We start from the raw sequence: 16,026 nt of genomic DNA, 5'->3' as shown, positions 1-16,026 counted from the left end.
CGCTAGCACTTCCCCTTGCCGGGCGTGCAGAGGACTTCCACCTCCAAGTCGTCCAGTTCACCACCACAGTGAACCGAACAGCGCCAGTCACGGCGCTACGCGCCATGCCTGGCGCACCCATAAAAAAGGCCGGTCAGATGACCGGCCTTTTCGTGTCCGCCGTCAGGCTCACATGTGAGCGATGAGGGCGTCGCCGAACTCGGAGCAGGACAGCAGCTTAGCGCCATCCATCAGACGCTCGAAGTCGTAGGTCACGGTCTTCGCGGCGATGGCACCGTTGGTGCCCTTGATGATCAGGTCAGCGGCTTCGGTCCAGCCCATGTGGCGCAGCATCATCTCGGCGGAGAGGATGAGCGAACCCGGGTTCACCTTATCCTGGCCTGCATACTTCGGCGCGGTACCGTGGGTGGCTTCGAACATGGCGACGGTATCGGACAGGTTTGCGCCGGGCGCGATACCGATACCGCCCACCTCGGCCGCCAGGGCGTCGGACAGGTAGTCACCGTTCAGGTTGAGGGTGGCGATCACGTCGTACTCGGCCGGGCGCAACAGGATCTGCTGCAGCATGGCGTCGGCGATCACATCCTTGACCACGATGTTCTTGCCGGTACGCGGGTTCTTGAACTGCATCCACGGCCCGCCATCGAGCAGCTCGGCGCCGAATTCGTCGCGAGCGACCTCGTAGCCCCACTCCTTGAAGGCACCTTCGGTGAACTTCATGATGTTGCCCTTGTGGACGATGGTCAGGGAGCTGCGATCGTTATCCACGGCGTACTGCAGGGCCTTGCGCACCAGGCGTTTGGTGCCCTCCTGGGAAACCGGCTTGATGCCGATGCCGCAGTTCTCGGTGAAACGGATCTTCTTGACGCCCATTTCCTCGGTGAGGAACTTGATGACCTTCTCGGCCTCGGGACTGCCGGCCTTCCACTCGACGCCGGCGTAAATGTCTTCGGAGTTCTCGCGGAAGATCACCATGTCGACGTCGCCGGGCTTCTTCACCGGGCTGGGCACGCCTTCGAACCAGCGCACCGGACGCTGGCAGACATAGAGATCGAGCTCCTGGCGCAGGGCCACGTTGAGCGATCGGATACCGCCGCCGACCGGCGTGGTCAGCGGCCCCTTGATGGAAACGACGTAGTCGCGAACGGCTTCGAGGGTTTCTTTCGGCAGCCAGGTGTCCTGATCGTAGACCTGGGTGGCCTTCTCGCCGGCATAGACCTCCATCCAGGAAATCTTGCGGGCATTGCCGTACGCCTTGGCGACGGCGGCATCCACCACCTTGATCATGACAGGGCTGATGTCGACGCCGATGCCGTCACCCTCGATGAAGGGAATGATCGGGTTGTTCGGTACGTTCAGGGACATATCTGCGTTGACGGTGATTTTGTCACCGACTGCCGGCACCTGGATCTTTTGGTATCCCATGCTGAGCTCCGTGTTTTGGTTGAGAACGCTCTTGCAACGCGTGAGCCTACTCCACTTGTCCGGTCATCGACCATATCTTCCTTAGTCGAAATCGCACGCCCGAGCCAGCCCGCGCAAAGGAGTGATATACTGCGCGCCGTGACTTTACAGTCATCGGGGGCGAGCAGTCTGGGACCAGACTCACTGTCCTCGCCGCAGCCATGCCACCACCATGGACAGGCTGCACAACGCTCTACTGGCGCTCCATTACCCCCGCGGCAATTCTCGACTTAGCTCAATATTCGACATTGAGCGAATGCGTCTACCAATGCGCTTCGAGACTCTGTGCGCGCCCAGAAAAGAAGAGAGTTAAACGTTAATGTCCAACCGTCCGAAGATTACCTACACCTTCACCGACGAAGCCCCCGCGCTCGCCACCTACTCGCTCCTCCCCATCGTCAAAGCCTTCTCCGCCTCAGCCGGTATCGACGTCGAAACTCGCGACATCTCTCTTGCAGGACGCATCCTGGCCTCCTTCGCTGACAAGCTTCCCGCTGACAAGCGCATCGAAGACGACCTGGCCTACCTGGCAACGCTGGCCACCTCGCCCGACGCCAACATCGTCAAGCTCCCGAACATCAGTGCCTCCGTGCCCCAGCTCAAGGGCGCCATCGCCGAGCTGCAGGCCCTGGGCTATGACGTGCCGAACTTCCCGGAAGACCCGCAGACCGACGAAGAAAAGGAAATCCGCGCCCGCTACGCCAAGGTACTGGGCAGCGCCGTGAACCCGGTCCTGCGTGAAGGCAACTCCGACCGCCGCGCTCCCGCCGCCGTCAAGGCCTACGCCCGCAAGCACCCGCATTCCATGGGCAAGTGGAGCATGGCCTCCCGCTCCCACGCCGACTACATGCGTGGCGGCGACTTCTTCTCCAGCGAGCAGTCCATCACCATGGCCAAGGCCGGTGACGTGCGCATCGAATTCGTCGGCAAGGACGGCAAGGTAGAGCTCAAGAAGCAGCTTTCCCTGCTGGACGGCGAAGTCCTCGACAGCATGTTCATGAGCTGCCGGAAGCTGCGCGCCTTCTTCGAGCAGACCCTGCAGGATTGCAAGGAAACCGGCGTAATGTGGTCCCTGCACGTCAAGGCGACCATGATGAAGGTCTCCCACCCGATCGTCTTCGGCCACGCGGTCAGCGTTTACTACAAGGACGTGTTCGACAAGTACGGCGAACTGTTCAAGGAACTGGGCGTTAACCCGAACAACGGCATCAGCAGCGTCTACGACAAGATCAAGGTGCTGCCGGCCTCCCAGCAGGAAGAGATCCTTCACGACATCCACGAGGTGTACAGCCACCGTCCGGAAATGGCGATGGTCGACTCCGTTAAAGGCATCACCAACCTGCACATCCCGAGCGACGTGATCGTCGACGCCTCCATGCCGGCGATGATCCGCAACTCCGGCCAGATGTGGGGCAAGGATGGCAAGCAGAAAGACACCAAGGCGGTGATGCCGGAAAGCACCTACGCCCGCATCTACCAGGAGATGATCAACTTCTGCAAGACCAACGGCGCCTTCGACCCGACCACCATGGGCAGCGTGCCGAACGTCGGTCTGATGGCCCAGAAGGCCGAGGAGTACGGCTCCCACGACAAGACCTTCGAAATGACCGCCGACGGCACTATGCGCGTCGTGGCCGCCGACGGCACCGTGCTGATGCAGCATGAAGTGGAAGCTGGCGACATCTGGCGCGCCTGCCAGACCAAGGACGCCCCGATCCGTGACTGGGTCAAGCTGGCCGTCACTCGCGCCCGCCTGTCCAACACCCCGGCCATCTTCTGGCTGGACCCGGAGCGCGCCCACGACCGCGAGCTGCAGAAGAAGGTCGAGCTGTACCTCAAGGACCACGACCTCACCGGTCTGGACATCCGCGTGATGGGTTACAACGAAGCCATCCGCGTGTCCATGGAGCGCATGATTCGCGGCCAGGACACCATCTCGGTGACCGGCAACGTACTGCGTGACTACCTGACCGACCTGTTCCCGATCATGGAACTGGGCACTTCGGCCAAGATGCTCTCCATCGTTCCGCTGATGGCCGGCGGCGGCATGTACGAGACCGGCGCCGGTGGTTCGGCACCCAAGCACGTACAGCAGCTGGTGGAAGAGAACTACCTGCGCTGGGATTCCCTCGGCGAGTTCCTGGCCCTGGCCGTTTCCCTGGAAGAAACCGGTATCAAGACCGGCAACGCCAAGGCCAAGATCCTGGGCAAGACCCTCGACGAAGCCACCGGCAAGCTGCTGGACAACAACAAGTCCCCGGCGCGCAAGGTTGGCGAGCTGGACAACCGTGGCAGCCACTTCTACCTGGCCCTGTATTGGGCCCAGGCCCTGGCCGCGCAGAACGACGACGCCGAACTGAAGGCGCACTTCGCTCCGCTGGCCAAGACCCTGACCGAGCAGGAAGCGACCATCGTCGCGGAACTGAACGGCGCCCAGGGCAAGGCCGTGGACATCGGCGGCTACTACCGCTCGAACCCGGAACTGACCAGCCAGGTGATGCGCCCCAGCGCCACCTTCAACGCTGCGATCGACGCTCTGCTGGCCTAATCGCCGCAGGACGACAGGAGAAACCCCGGGCCTTGCCCGGGGTTTCTTTTTTCCGCCACCGGCGACTTATCATGTCGCCCCCCCTTTTTCGGAGCCTTGCCGATGACCTGGCAACCCCACATCACCGTCGCGACCATTGTCGAGGACCAGGGCCGCTTCCTTCTGGTGGAGGAAGAAGCCGATGGCCGCGCCGTGTTCAACCAACCCGCCGGCCACCTGGAAGCCAACGAGACCCTGCTGGAAGCAGCGCTGCGGGAAACCTTCGAGGAAACCGGCTGGGAAGTGAAGCTGACGGCCGTCACCGGCATCTACCTCTACACCGCGCCCAGCAATGGCGTGACCTACCAGCGCGTGTGCTTCGCTGCCAGGCCGGTGCGGCATCACCCAGAGCAGGCCCTGGACGAAGGCATCATCGGCCCGCGCTGGCTGACCCGCGACGAACTCCTGGCCGAGCAGGAGCGCTGGCGCAGCCACCTGGTCCTGCGCTGCATCGACGACTACCTGGAAGGCGAGCGCTTCCCCCTCAGCCTGATCCGCGTCGCCTGAACGCCACCCAGCCTGATAGAATTCCGCTTTTGCGTAACAGCCAGTGCAGATTCCCATGCGTGATCCAGCCAATACCCGCGTCATAGTCGGCATGTCCGGCGGCGTCGATTCTTCGGTCTCCGCCCTCCTCCTCCTCGAACAGGGCTATCAGGTGGAAGGCCTGTTCATGAAGAACTGGGACGAGGACGACGGCACCGAATACTGCACCGCCAAGGTCGACCTGGCCGACGCCCAGGCCGTCTGCGACCGCATCGGCATCAAGCTGCACACGGCCAACTTCGCGGCGGAGTACTGGGACAACGTGTTCGAGCACTTCCTTGCCGAGTACAAGGCCGGCCGCACGCCGAACCCGGACATCCTCTGCAATCGCGAGATCAAGTTCAAAGCCTTCCTCGACTACGCCCTGTCGCTGGGAGCTGACCTGATCGCCACCGGCCACTATGTGCGCCGCCGCGATATCGATGGCCGCACCGAACTGCTCAAGGGCCTGGACCCGAACAAGGACCAGAGCTACTTCCTCCATGCCGTCGGCGGCGAGCAGATCGCCCGCACCCTGTTCCCGGTGGGCGAACTGGAGAAGCCGGAAGTTCGCGCCATCGCCGAAAAGCATGGCCTGGCCACCGCTCGCAAGAAGGACTCCACCGGCATCTGCTTCATCGGCGAGCGGCGCTTCACCGATTTCCTCAAGCAGTATCTGCCCGCCCAGCCCGGCGACATCGAGACCACCGCAGGCGAAGTCATCGGCCGCCATCACGGCCTGATGTACCACACCATCGGCCAGCGCCAGGGCCTGGGCATCGGCGGCATGAAGGACGCCAGCGACGACCCCTGGTACGTGCTGGCCAAGGACCTCTCGCGCAATGTGCTGATCGTCGGCCAGGGCAACGACAACCCCTGGCTGTTTTCCCGCTCGCTGAAAGCTTCGGAGATCTACTGGGTCAACCCCGTCGATTTCAGCCAGCCGCGCCGCCTCAAGGCCAAGGTGCGCTATCGCCAGAGCGACCAGCCCTGCACCCTGGAACAGACCCCGGACGGCTACATTGCCGTGTTCGACGAGCCGCAGCGCGCCGTCACCCCTGGCCAGTCGGTGGTGTTCTACGACGGCGAGGTCTGCCTCGGCGGCGGCGTGATCGAAAGCGCAGAACCCTGGGATGCCGGAGTCCAGCGCCCATGAACCAGACCCGCGAGCAACTGGTCGCCCTCGGCGCCGTCTTCGAAGCCGCCGCCCTGGTGGACCGCATCGCCAAGACCGGCCAGGTCAGCGAATCGCCGCTGGGCTGCATGCTCGGCAGTCTGCTGATCCGCGACCCGAAGGACACCCTGGAAGTCTACGGCGGCGACGACATCAACCTGCGCGACGGCTACAAGGCCCTGGCCAGCGCCCTGGAACGCGAGCCCGCCAGCCTGCAGCGCGAACCCCTGCGTTACGCCCTCGCCCTGCTCACCCTGGAGCGCCAGCTGGCCAAGCGCGGCGACATGCTGGAAGTCATTGGCAACCGCCTGGACCAGATCCAGCAGCAGGTGCAGCACTTCGGCCTGGTGCACGACAACGTCATAGCCGCCTGTGCCAGCCTCTATCAGGACACGCTGAGCACGTTCCGCCAGCGCATCCAAGTGCATGGCGACATGCGCCACCTGCAGCAATCGAGCAACGCCGCGAAGATCCGCGCCCTACTGCTCACCGGCATCCGCGCTGCGCGCCTCTGGCGCCAGCTGGGCGGCAACCGCTGGCAGCTCCTGTTCAGCCGCCGCAAGCTGCTCAACGAGCTGTACCCGCTCCTGCGCGGCTGACTCCTGAGGCGCCATGCGTCGTCGACCCTGGCGCACAGGCAGCGAGCGGGACGAAAACCATGTATGATGTGCGCCCCTTTTCGTTGACCGATTGTCCGAGAACGCACTCATGCAGCTTTCCTCGCTCACCGCGGTTTCCCCCGTAGATGGCCGCTACGCCGGCAAAACCAGCGCTCTGCGCCCGATCTTCAGCGAATACGGCCTGATCCGTTTTCGCGTCCAGGTAGAGGTCCGCTGGCTGCAGCGCCTTGCCGCCCATGCCGGTATCCCGGAAGTCGCACCCTTCTCCGCCGAAGCCAACGCCCTGCTCGACAAGCTGGCCGAAGACTTCCAGCTGGAGCATGCCGAGCGCATCAAGGAAATCGAGCGCACCACCAACCACGACGTGAAAGCCGTGGAATATCTGCTCAAGGAGCAGGCCGCCAAGCTGCCCGAGCTGGCCAAGGTCAGCGAATTCATCCACTTCGCCTGCACCAGCGAGGACATCAACAACCTGTCCCACGCCCTGATGCTGCGCGAGGGCCGCGACCAGGTCGTGCTGCCACTGATGCGCCAGCTGGCCGACGCCATCCGCGATCTGGCGGTGCGTTTCGCCGATGTTCCCATGCTGTCCCGCACCCACGGCCAGCCGGCCTCGCCGACCACCCTCGGCAAGGAAATGGCCAACGTCGTCTACCGCCTGGAGCGCCAGATCGCCCAGGTAGCCGCCGTACCGCTGCTGGGCAAGATCAACGGCGCCGTCGGCAACTACAACGCCCACCTGTCCGCCTACCCGGACGTCGACTGGGAAACCAACGCCCGCGAATTCATCGAAGGCGACCTGGGCCTGGCGTGGAACCCCTACACCACCCAGATCGAGCCGCATGACTACATCGCCGAGCTGTTCGATGCCATCGCCCGCTTCAACACCATCCTCATCGACTTCGACCGCGACGTCTGGGGCTACATCTCCCTTGGCTACTTCAAGCAGAAGACCGTTGCCGGCGAGATCGGCTCCTCGACCATGCCGCACAAGGTCAACCCGATCGACTTCGAGAACTCCGAAGGCAACCTCGGCATCGCCAACGCGCTCTTCCAGCACCTGGCCAGCAAGCTGCCGATCTCCCGCTGGCAGCGCGACCTGACCGATTCCACCGTGCTGCGCAACCTCGGTGTCGGCTTCGCCCACAGCGTAATCGCCTATGAAGCCAGCCTGAAGGGCATCGGCAAGCTGGAGCTCAACGCCCAGCGCATCGCTGAAGACCTGGACGCCTGCTGGGAAGTCCTCGCCGAGCCGATCCAGACCGTAATGCGTCGCTACGCGATCGAAAACCCGTACGAGAAGCTCAAGGAACTGACTCGCGGCAAGGGCATCAGCCCGGAAGCGCTGCAGACCTTCATCGAGGGCCTGGAGATTCCGGCCGAGGCCAAGGCCGAACTGCGCAAGCTTACCCCCTCCAGCTACATCGGTAACGCCGTAGCCCAGGCCAAGCGCATCTGATCGGTTTTGAACCAATGCACGCCCGGCTGTGCCGGGCGTTTTTATTTCAAAGGTTTAGACATGAATCCTGATACTCCGCTTCAACTTCTGGGCGGCCTTACCGCGCGTGAATTCCTGCGCGATTACTGGCAACAGAAGCCACTGTTGATCCGCCAGGCCATCCCCGGATTCGAAAGCCCCATCTCTCCCGACGAGCTCGCGGGCCTTTCCCTGGAAGAGGAAGTCGAGTCTCGCATGGTGCTCGAGCACGGCGAGCGACCCTGGGAACTGCGTCGCGGCCCCTTCGCCGAAGACACCTACCAGAACCTGCCGGAGCGCGACTGGACACTGCTGGTCCAGGCCGTCGACCAGTTCGTCCCTGAAGTCGCCGAATTGCTGGAGAACTTCCGTTTCCTGCCAAGCTGGCGCATCGATGACGTGATGATCAGCTACGCCGCGCCGGGCGGCGGTGTAGGCCCGCATTTCGACAACTACGACGTGTTCCTCCTGCAAGGCCACGGTCGCCGCCGCTGGAAGATCGGCCAGATGTGCGACGCCAACAGCGCCCTGCTGTCCCACGCCGACCTGCGCATCCTCGCCGACTTCCAGCAGACCGATGAATGGGTCCTGGAGCCTGGCGACATGCTCTACCTGCCCCCGCGCCTGGCCCATTTCGGCATCGCCGAAGACGACTGCATGACCTATTCCGTCGGCTTCCGCGCCCCCAGCGCCGCCGAAGTGCTGACCCACTTCACCGATTTCCTCGCCCAGTTCCTGCCGGACGAGGAACGCTACAGCGACGCCGGCACCGCGCCCGCCAGCGACCCCCATGAAATCCAGCGCGACGCCCTGGACCGCCTCAAGACCCTGCTCAACGAACACATGAGCGACGAGCGCCTGCTGCTCACCTGGTTCGGCCAGTTCATGACCGAGCCGCGCTATCCGGAACTGGTCGCCGGCACCGACGTGGAGGAAGAGGACTTCCTCGGCGCGATCGAAGACGGCGCCGTACTGATCCGCAACCCCAGCGCGCGCCTGGCCTGGTCCGAAGTGGACATCGGCCTGGTGCTCTTCGCCAGCGGCCAGAGCCGCCTACTGCCGAGCAGCCTGCGTGAACTGCTCAAGCTGATCTGCGCGGCCGAAGCATTGCATTTCGACAATCTCGGCCAATGGCTGGGCGATGAGGACGGGCGTAAGCTTCTTCTGGAACTGGTCAAGCAAGGAAGTCTGGAGTTTGCCGATGAGTGAGATACACGTCCGAGTTGCCGACTGGCAGAAGGACAATGCCGATCTGCGCCGTATTCGTGAGGCCGTATTCATCGCCGAGCAGTCCGTCGCACCGGAACTGGAGTGGGACACCGAAGATGCCGACGCCGTGCACTTTCTCGCCTTCGAGCGGGACTATGCTATCGGCACCGCCCGCCTGCTGCCGGATGGCCACATCGGCCGCGTCTCGGTACTCAAGGACTGGCGCGGACTGAAAGTCGGCGACCGGCTGCTGCAGGCCGTCATCGTCGAAGCCGAACGCCGCGGCCTCAAGCGCCAGATGCTCTCGGCCCAGGTCCACGCCACCGCGTTCTATGAACGCCACGGCTTCAAGGTCGTCAGCAGCGAGTTCCTCGAGGCTGGCATCCCCCACGTGGACATGGTGCGCGAAAGCCAGTAGAGGTCCGAATGAACGAAAACGCCCCGGAAAGTGCCGAGAACGAAGTCGAATTACCGGCAATCGAGTTCCAGTCGCCGGGGCGTTTCAGCATTCGCAATCCAACGCCCCCTCAACCGGAAACCCCCGACTGGGAACCCGCTGCCTTCAGCCTCGGCATCCACGACCGGCTCGAACGCTTCAGCACCCCGGAAGGCGCCCGCGCCCATGCCCTTGCGCTGATGCAGCAGGCTCGGCGCCGGCTCTGCCTGTACAGCCCGGATCTGGAGCCCTGGCTCTACCACAACAGCGCCATCCAGCAGGCCTGCACCCGCCTGTTGATCAGCGATCCAAAGTGCCAGCTGCGCATCCTCGTGCGTGACCTGAGCCGCGCCGTGAAGGAAGGCCATCGCCTGCTCAGCCTGAGTCGACGCCTGTCCAGCAACTTCCAGATACGCCGGATCAACCCCGATCACCCCTCCGAGGACCTGGCCTACCTGATTGCCGATGACCGCGGCCTGCTCATGCGCCCCGAGCCCGAACAGCAGGCCGGCTATGCCCTGTACAACGACCCCGGAAGGACCCGGCTGCAGCAGACCCGCTTCGACCAGGCCTGGGACCTGAGCATTAGCGACCCTGATTTGCGGAGCTTCCTGATATGACCCCACGCGCGCTGCTCGCGGCCCTCCTCCTGCTCGTCTGCCTGCCCCTGCAGGCGGCAACGGAACTCATCCAGCTGCGCTACCGCACGGCCGATGAACTGCTGCCAATGGCGCAGTCGGTGCTGGGCAACGAGGGCCGTGTCAGCGCCTACGGCAACCAGCTCATCGTCAACGCCGAACCGGCGAAGATCAGCGAACTGCGCAACCTCCTCGACCAGCTCGACACCCGGCCACGCCGCCTGCTGATCAGCGTCGACACCAGCGACAGCAATTTCCAGAGCGACCGCGGCTATGCGGTCAATGGTTCGGCCAGCGCCGGCGGCGTCGAGGTCCAGGCTGGTCGTGGCGAAGTGCATGGCCGTGACCAGGTGCGCATCATTCGCCGCAGCACCGACAGCCGCGGCGCCGGCATGCAGCAGGTGCAGACCACCGAAGGCTACCCGGCGCTGATCCAGGTCGGTCACAGCGTGCCCATCACCACCACCAGCAGCGGCCCCTATGGCGAGCTGTACAGCAACACCGAGTACCGCAACGTGACCCGGGGTTTCTACGTCACCGCCACCCTCACCGGCGAGCTGGTGCACGTCAGCATCAGCAGCAACCGCGACCGCCTGAACAGCAGCCGGCCCGGCGTGATCGACGTGCAGAGTACCGACACCAGGGTCAGCGGCCGCCTCGGCGAGTGGATCACTATCGGCGCCGTGAACGAAGACAGCCAGTCCGACCAGAGCGGCTTCCTGCGCCGCCGCAACACCCAGGGCCATGAGGACATGACCCTGCGCCTGAAGGTCGACGCGGTCGACTGAGAGCCTCTTTTCAGACCACCCGGTCTTATCCGAAGGTCTTATGTAGTAGTCGCAAAAAAACACTACAAAACGATTGACGAACACTTGTTTGAAAGAGCAAGATGGCCTCGCTCCCGCTAGCCAGGGGTCCTGAAGAGGGCCTCCGGGTCGCGCTCCAGCCAACCAGCCGAGCCGACCCGTGTTGTAACAGCCCATAAGGCAGTGCGACGAGGTTGCGACTGGAACGAGGTTGTCCTGAGGGACGGGGAAGCACCCGCAACAATCGCAGGATCGAAGGCAGTGCCCAGCAGATCGCCCAACGGTTTCCACGAACCGGCAAGTGATCCAAGTGCGTAAAACCAACCATCGATTTCGCGAACGTCTGCAGTCTGTCACCCCTCCTCCAGCCACATCCCTCCGGTCGATCCTTCGAACGCGCTGCGGTGAGCAACCCGCAATAACCTTCAGAACGCAGGTTTTTGAGTGGGAAAGTCGGTGCTCAACCCCATACACACTTTGAAGGATTGACCATGTCCGCTTATCAAAACGACATCAAGGCCATTGCCGCTCTGAAAGAAGCAAACGGCAACAGCTGGAGCGCTATCAACCCCGAGTCGGTTGCCCGCATGCGCGCCCAGAACCGCTTCAAGACCGGTCTGGATATCGCCAAGTACACTGCGGCCATCATGCGTAAGGACATGGCCGAGTACGACGCCGACTCCTCCGTCTACACCCAATCCCTGGGCTGCTGGCACGGCTTCATCGGTCAGCAGAAGCTGATCTCCATCAAGAAGCACCTGAAGACCACCAACAAGCGCTACCTCTACCTGTCCGGCTGGATGGTGGCCGCGCTGCGTTCCGAGTTCGGCCCGTTGCCCGACCAGTCCATGCACGAGAAGACTGCCGTCGCCAACCTGATCGAAGAGCTCTACACCTTCCTGCGCCAGGCTGACGCCCGCGAACTGGACCTGCTGTTCACCGCTCTGGACGCCGCCCGCGCTGCCGGCGACAAGGCCAAGGAGGACGAAATCCAGGCTCAGATCGACGGCTATGAAACCCACGTGGTACCGATCATCGCCGACATCGACGCCGGCTTCGGCAACCCGGAAGCCACCTACCTGCTGGCCAAGAAGATGATCGAAGCCGGCGCCTGCTGCATCCAGATCGAGAACCAGGTGTCCGACGAGAAGCAGTGCGGTCACCAGGACGGCAAGGTTACTGTTCCGCACGAAGACTTCCTCGCCAAGATCAATGCCGTGCGCTACGCCTTCCTCGAGCTGGGCGTGGATGACGGCGTGATCGTCGCCCGTACCGATTCCCTGGGCGCCGGCCTGACCAAGCAGATCGCCGTGACCAAGCAACCGGGCGACCTGGGCGACCAGTACAACTCTTTCCTGGACTGCGAAGAAATCTCCGCCGCCGAACTGAAGAACGGCGACGTGGTGATCAACCGCGACGGCAAGCTGCTGCGTCCCAAGCGCCTGGCTTCCAACCTGTTCCAGTTCCGCAAGGGCACTGGCGAAGACCGCTGCGTCCTGGACTGCATCACTTCGCTGCAGAACGGCGCCGACCTGCTGTGGATCGAAACCGAGAAGCCCCACGTCGGCCAGATCAAAGGCATGGTTGACCGCATCCGCCAGGTCATCCCGAACGCCAAGCTGGTGTACAACAACAGCCCGTCCTTCAACTGGACGCTGAACTTCCGCCAGCAGGTATTCGATGCGTTCGTTGCCGAAGGCAAGGACGTCTCCGCCTACGACCGCGCCAACCTGATGAGCGTGGAATACGACGAGACCGAACTGGCCCAGATCGCCGACGAGAAGATCCGCACCTTCCAGCGCGACGCGTCTGCCCAGGCCGGTATCTTCCACCACCTGATCACCCTGCCGACCTACCACACCGCAGCCCTGTCCACCGACAATCTGGCCAAGGGCTACTTCGCCGACCAGGGCATGCTGGCCTACGTGAAGGGCGTGCAGCGTCAGGAAATCCGCCAGGGCATCGCCTGCGTCAAGCACCAGAACATGGCTGGCTCCGACATCGGCGACAACCACAAGGAGTACTTCGCAGGCGAAGCTGCTCTGAAAGCCAGCGGTAAAGACAACACCATGAACCAGTTCCACTAATAGGAGCTGTCACCGGCCGACCACGCATCGGCCGGACATGGCGAGTCAGAAGGACCCCGGTGCATGCACCGGGGTTTTTCTTTTCTGCACCACGGCCAATGGTCTGCAACGTCTTGCCAGGTGAGGGCGCACTCCTAGAATCTGCAGAAAACCCCGGAGCTCCCGCCGTGCCACGCCTCCTGCTGCTGATTCTGCTTTTCGCTTCCGCCACCCTGCGCGCCGGCGACCTGGAACTGCTGATCAGTCAGCCACGACTGGGGGAGATACTCAACGGGCTGAAAGCCAGCAAACACCCGCGTTTCGCCGTGGTGGACTATGGCCGCGCATCCACCCTGCCCCGCTTCTACCTGTTCGACAGCCGCAGTCACGCCCTCCTTGGCAGCTTCCGCGTAGCCCATGGCAAAGGCTCGGACCCGGATCACGACAGCCACGCAGACCGTTTCTCCAACGACTTCGGAAGCCGCTCCAGCTCACTGGGCCTGTTCCGCACCTCGCAGGTGTTCGACAGCCAGGAGCCGGGCCACGGCCTCTCCATGCGCCTCATCGGGCTCAGCGCGAGCAACAGCAATGCCGAGGAACGCGCCATCGTCATCCACGCCAATACATACATGGAAGATGACTTCATCCGCGAACACGGCGTACCCGGGCGCAGTTACGGCTGCCTGGTGCTGGCAAGCGCGGATCGCAACCGCGTGATCGAGCAGCTCAAGGGAGGGGCGCTGATCTTCGCCATTAGCCAGAAGCTTCCGGCAATCGCCAGGGAATGATGCGAAGCCTGCAGCAGATCCCACGCAACAGCATCGCCATACCGTTGCCATTATTCGGTCGTTTTCGGGAATCAGCTTCAGGACTCCGTCGATTCGCCTGCGTGGAGGCCCGCCTTGAACGAACACAACGACACGCCCTGCTCTTTGGCAACAGCGACAAGCTGCTCAGCAACACCCCCCCCAGCAACCCGCACATAAACGAGCTCATCGGCGGCCGAACCCCCCGCCATATACTGATCGGAAGTGCCGCCGCGAGCGCCCTGGCCTTCCCAGGTGCAGCCACTCCGGGTGACGCGATGGCCGCCGACGCTCGGGCCGCCGCTTCGACTGGAGCATCTTCCTGCTCGCCGGTCCGGAGACCGACTGCCGCAGCCCGGGTGGCAGCCCCCTGTACGCACCAAACACCCTCGCCAGCTCCGGCGGGCGCTGGTTCGACGACGAACGCCTCCTGCAGGGCCGGACCGACATGAGCGGCAGCCAGCTCAGCGCCGACCGCTTCGGCATTAACCAGATGCTGGTGGCCGACCCGCACAGCAGCGAATTCAAGCGTTTCCTTGTGGCCCACTGGGCACCTAAGTCACCGGCATCAGCGCGAGGACGGACGTCGCTTTCTCTGAAGCCCCTCAAGGATTGAACCGCCCCAAAACGGGTCGACCTCTTTTTCCACACCGACAAGAGTGCCTGAACAAAAACAAATGGAATTGTCGCAATTATGAAAGCGACTTGAAGAGCAACTTCGGGGCTTTTGCGGAGTATTTGAGTAGGCAATTCCTTAGTTCTTCGGGACAACTCTCATGTAGTGATTAATTAACCACCAATCAGATGCGAATGCCTATCATTCATGCACCATACACAACCCTTGCTGCGACATAAGGACGCAATCAGACCAAGGCCTAAGGAAATCATGAAAGCCGCGCAATTCGTGGCCTGCAGAGAAGGGAGAGGTCGAGAACCGGGCTTTGGGGGCAATTTTTTGGCCTGAAAAATTTACTTGCACACCCGGTCAGGCATAAAATTGTCGGAATCGATTGCCTGGGCGTCATTTGATGCTCGGCATTAAACCTTTTAACGCAAGTGAACGCCGTTCCTTGTCTTGAGGAGTTCCGGCATGTCGGAAGCAACTGCCATCATCTCCCATAACTGGGGTTTTGCTGTTTTCCTGTTGGGTGTCGTCGGCCTCTGTGCCTTCATGATCGGGGTCTCCAGCCTGCTCGGCAGCAAGGCCATCGGTCGCAGCAAGAACGACCCCTTCGAATCCGGCATGTTGCCCACCGGCACCGCCCGCCTCCGCCTCTCCGCAAAATTCTATCTGGTCGCGATGCTCTTCGTGATCTTCGACGTCGAAGCCCTCTTTCTCTTCGCTTGGTCCGTTTCCGTCCGCGAAAGCGGTTGGGCCGGTTTTATCGAAGCAACCATTTTCATAGCAATTCTGTTGGCAGGTCTTGTCTACCTTTGGCGCATCGGGGCGCTCGACTGGGCTCCCGAAGGTCGTCGCAAGCGGCAGGCGAAGCTAAAACAATGAGGCTTTGGCAATGCAATACAAACTTACTCGGATCGATCCGGATGCGACTTATGAGCAGTATCCGATCGGCGAGCGGGAGACCGTTTCCGACCCGCTGCTAGAAGATCAGGTTCACAAGAACATCTTCCTCGGCAAGCTCGAGGATGTTCTCAATGGCGCAGTCAACTGGGGTCGCAAGAACTCCCTGTGGCCGTACAACTTCGGCCTCTCCTGCTGCTACGTGGAGATGACCACCGCCTTCACCGCACCGCACGACATCGCGCGATTCGGTGCGGAAGTCATTCGTGCATCACCGCGCCAGGCGGACTTCATGGTCATCGCCGGCACCTGCTTCATCAAGATGGCGCCGGTCATTCAGCGCCTCTATGAGCAGATGCTGGAGCCCAAGTGGGTGATCTCCATGGGTTCGTGCGCGAATTCCGGTGGCATGTACGACATTTACTCGGTCGTTCAGGGCGTGGACAAGTTCCTCCCCGTGGACGTCTACATTCCCGGCTGCCCGCCCCGTCCGGAGGCGTTCCTGCAAGGCCTGATGCTGCTGCAGGAATCCATCGGCCAGGAGCGCCGTCCGTTATCCTGGGTCGTGGGGGACCAGGGCATCTATCGTGCCGACATGCCCTCCGAGCGGGAAAAGCGCCGCGAACAGCGTATTCAGGTCACCAACCTGCGCAGCCCCGACGAAGTCTGAGCCTGTTCTTCCCCGGAAGACCCCAG

The 16,026-nt window shown here is 62.6% G+C and carries 15 protein-coding genes; 14 read left to right on the top strand and 1 reads right to left on the bottom strand.

Annotation, left to right across the window (positions count from 1 at the left end; all coding sequences use genetic code 11):
* Positions 1-168 precede the first annotated feature (168 nt).
* Positions 169-1,425, bottom strand: coding sequence for an NADP-dependent isocitrate dehydrogenase (gene icd / locus ACFW0B_RS24490; RefSeq protein ID WP_449151561.1), 1,257 nt, complete (start codon positions 1,423-1,425; stop codon positions 169-171).
* 358 nt (positions 1,426-1,783) lie between these two features.
* Here icd and ACFW0B_RS24485 point away from each other — a divergent pair, with 358 nt between their 5' ends.
* From ACFW0B_RS24485 to ACFW0B_RS24420, 14 genes are all read left to right on the top strand, one after another.
* On the top strand, positions 1,784-4,012 hold the full coding sequence (locus ACFW0B_RS24485; RefSeq protein ID WP_449151560.1) for an NADP-dependent isocitrate dehydrogenase: 2,229 nt from the start codon (positions 1,784-1,786) through the stop codon (positions 4,010-4,012).
* A 102-nt stretch (positions 4,013-4,114) separates the two neighbouring features.
* Complete coding sequence (locus ACFW0B_RS24480; RefSeq protein WP_449151559.1) at positions 4,115-4,558, top strand: NUDIX hydrolase; 444 nt, start codon at positions 4,115-4,117, stop codon at positions 4,556-4,558.
* Positions 4,559-4,613: 55 nt separating this feature from the next.
* Positions 4,614-5,732, top strand: coding sequence for a tRNA 2-thiouridine(34) synthase MnmA (gene mnmA / locus ACFW0B_RS24475; RefSeq protein WP_449151558.1), 1,119 nt, complete (start codon positions 4,614-4,616; stop codon positions 5,730-5,732).
* A complete protein-coding gene (gene hflD, locus ACFW0B_RS24470) occupies positions 5,729-6,349 on the top strand; it encodes a high frequency lysogenization protein HflD (protein WP_449151557.1) in 621 nt (206 codons plus the stop codon). Before mnmA ends, hflD begins: the two co-directional genes overlap by 4 nt.
* 109 nt (positions 6,350-6,458) lie before the next feature.
* Entirely contained in the window at positions 6,459-7,829 is a 1,371-nt protein-coding gene (purB, locus tag ACFW0B_RS24465) for an adenylosuccinate lyase (RefSeq protein WP_449151556.1), read from the top strand.
* 60 nt (positions 7,830-7,889) lie between these two features.
* Positions 7,890-9,056, top strand: coding sequence for a ribosomal protein uL16 3-hydroxylase (locus tag ACFW0B_RS24460; RefSeq protein WP_449151555.1), 1,167 nt, complete (start codon positions 7,890-7,892; stop codon positions 9,054-9,056).
* Positions 9,049-9,474, top strand: a complete 426-nt coding sequence (locus tag ACFW0B_RS24455) for a GNAT family N-acetyltransferase (RefSeq protein ID WP_449151554.1) — start codon at positions 9,049-9,051, stop codon at positions 9,472-9,474. Before ACFW0B_RS24460 ends, ACFW0B_RS24455 begins: the two co-directional genes overlap by 8 nt.
* An 8-nt stretch (positions 9,475-9,482) precedes the next feature.
* The gene (locus ACFW0B_RS24450) at positions 9,483-10,112 is read left to right on the top strand and encodes a DUF7931 domain-containing protein (protein ID WP_449151553.1); all 630 of its coding nucleotides are present in this window, start codon (positions 9,483-9,485) and stop codon (positions 10,110-10,112) included.
* Entirely contained in the window at positions 10,109-10,918 is an 810-nt protein-coding gene (locus ACFW0B_RS24445) for a secretin N-terminal domain-containing protein (RefSeq protein ID WP_449151552.1), read from the top strand. Before ACFW0B_RS24450 ends, ACFW0B_RS24445 begins: the two co-directional genes overlap by 4 nt.
* A gap of 509 nt (positions 10,919-11,427) precedes the next feature.
* Positions 11,428-13,023 (top strand): isocitrate lyase, encoded by a 1,596-nt coding sequence (locus ACFW0B_RS24440; protein ID WP_449151551.1) that lies wholly within the window; start codon positions 11,428-11,430, stop codon positions 13,021-13,023.
* Positions 13,024-13,190: 167 nt separating this feature from the next.
* Positions 13,191-13,790 carry a murein L,D-transpeptidase catalytic domain-containing protein gene (locus ACFW0B_RS24435; RefSeq protein ID WP_449151550.1) on the top strand — a complete coding sequence of 200 codons (600 nt, stop codon included), beginning with the start codon at positions 13,191-13,193 and terminating at the stop codon, positions 13,788-13,790.
* 466 nt (positions 13,791-14,256) lie between these two features.
* A complete protein-coding gene (locus ACFW0B_RS24430) occupies positions 14,257-14,424 on the top strand; it encodes a hypothetical protein (protein WP_449151549.1) in 168 nt (55 codons plus the stop codon).
* 474 nt (positions 14,425-14,898) lie between these two features.
* Complete coding sequence (locus tag ACFW0B_RS24425; RefSeq protein WP_077524433.1) at positions 14,899-15,312, top strand: NADH-quinone oxidoreductase subunit A; 414 nt, start codon at positions 14,899-14,901, stop codon at positions 15,310-15,312.
* A gap of 10 nt (positions 15,313-15,322) precedes the next feature.
* The gene (locus ACFW0B_RS24420) at positions 15,323-16,000 is read left to right on the top strand and encodes a NuoB/complex I 20 kDa subunit family protein (protein ID WP_028628745.1); all 678 of its coding nucleotides are present in this window, start codon (positions 15,323-15,325) and stop codon (positions 15,998-16,000) included.
* Positions 16,001-16,026 lie beyond the last annotated feature (26 nt).

The organism is Metapseudomonas phytobenefica (assembly GCF_043392685.1).
GTDB lineage: Bacteria > Pseudomonadota > Gammaproteobacteria > Pseudomonadales > Pseudomonadaceae > Metapseudomonas.
This window is presented reverse-complemented; position numbering and strand designations above follow the sequence as displayed.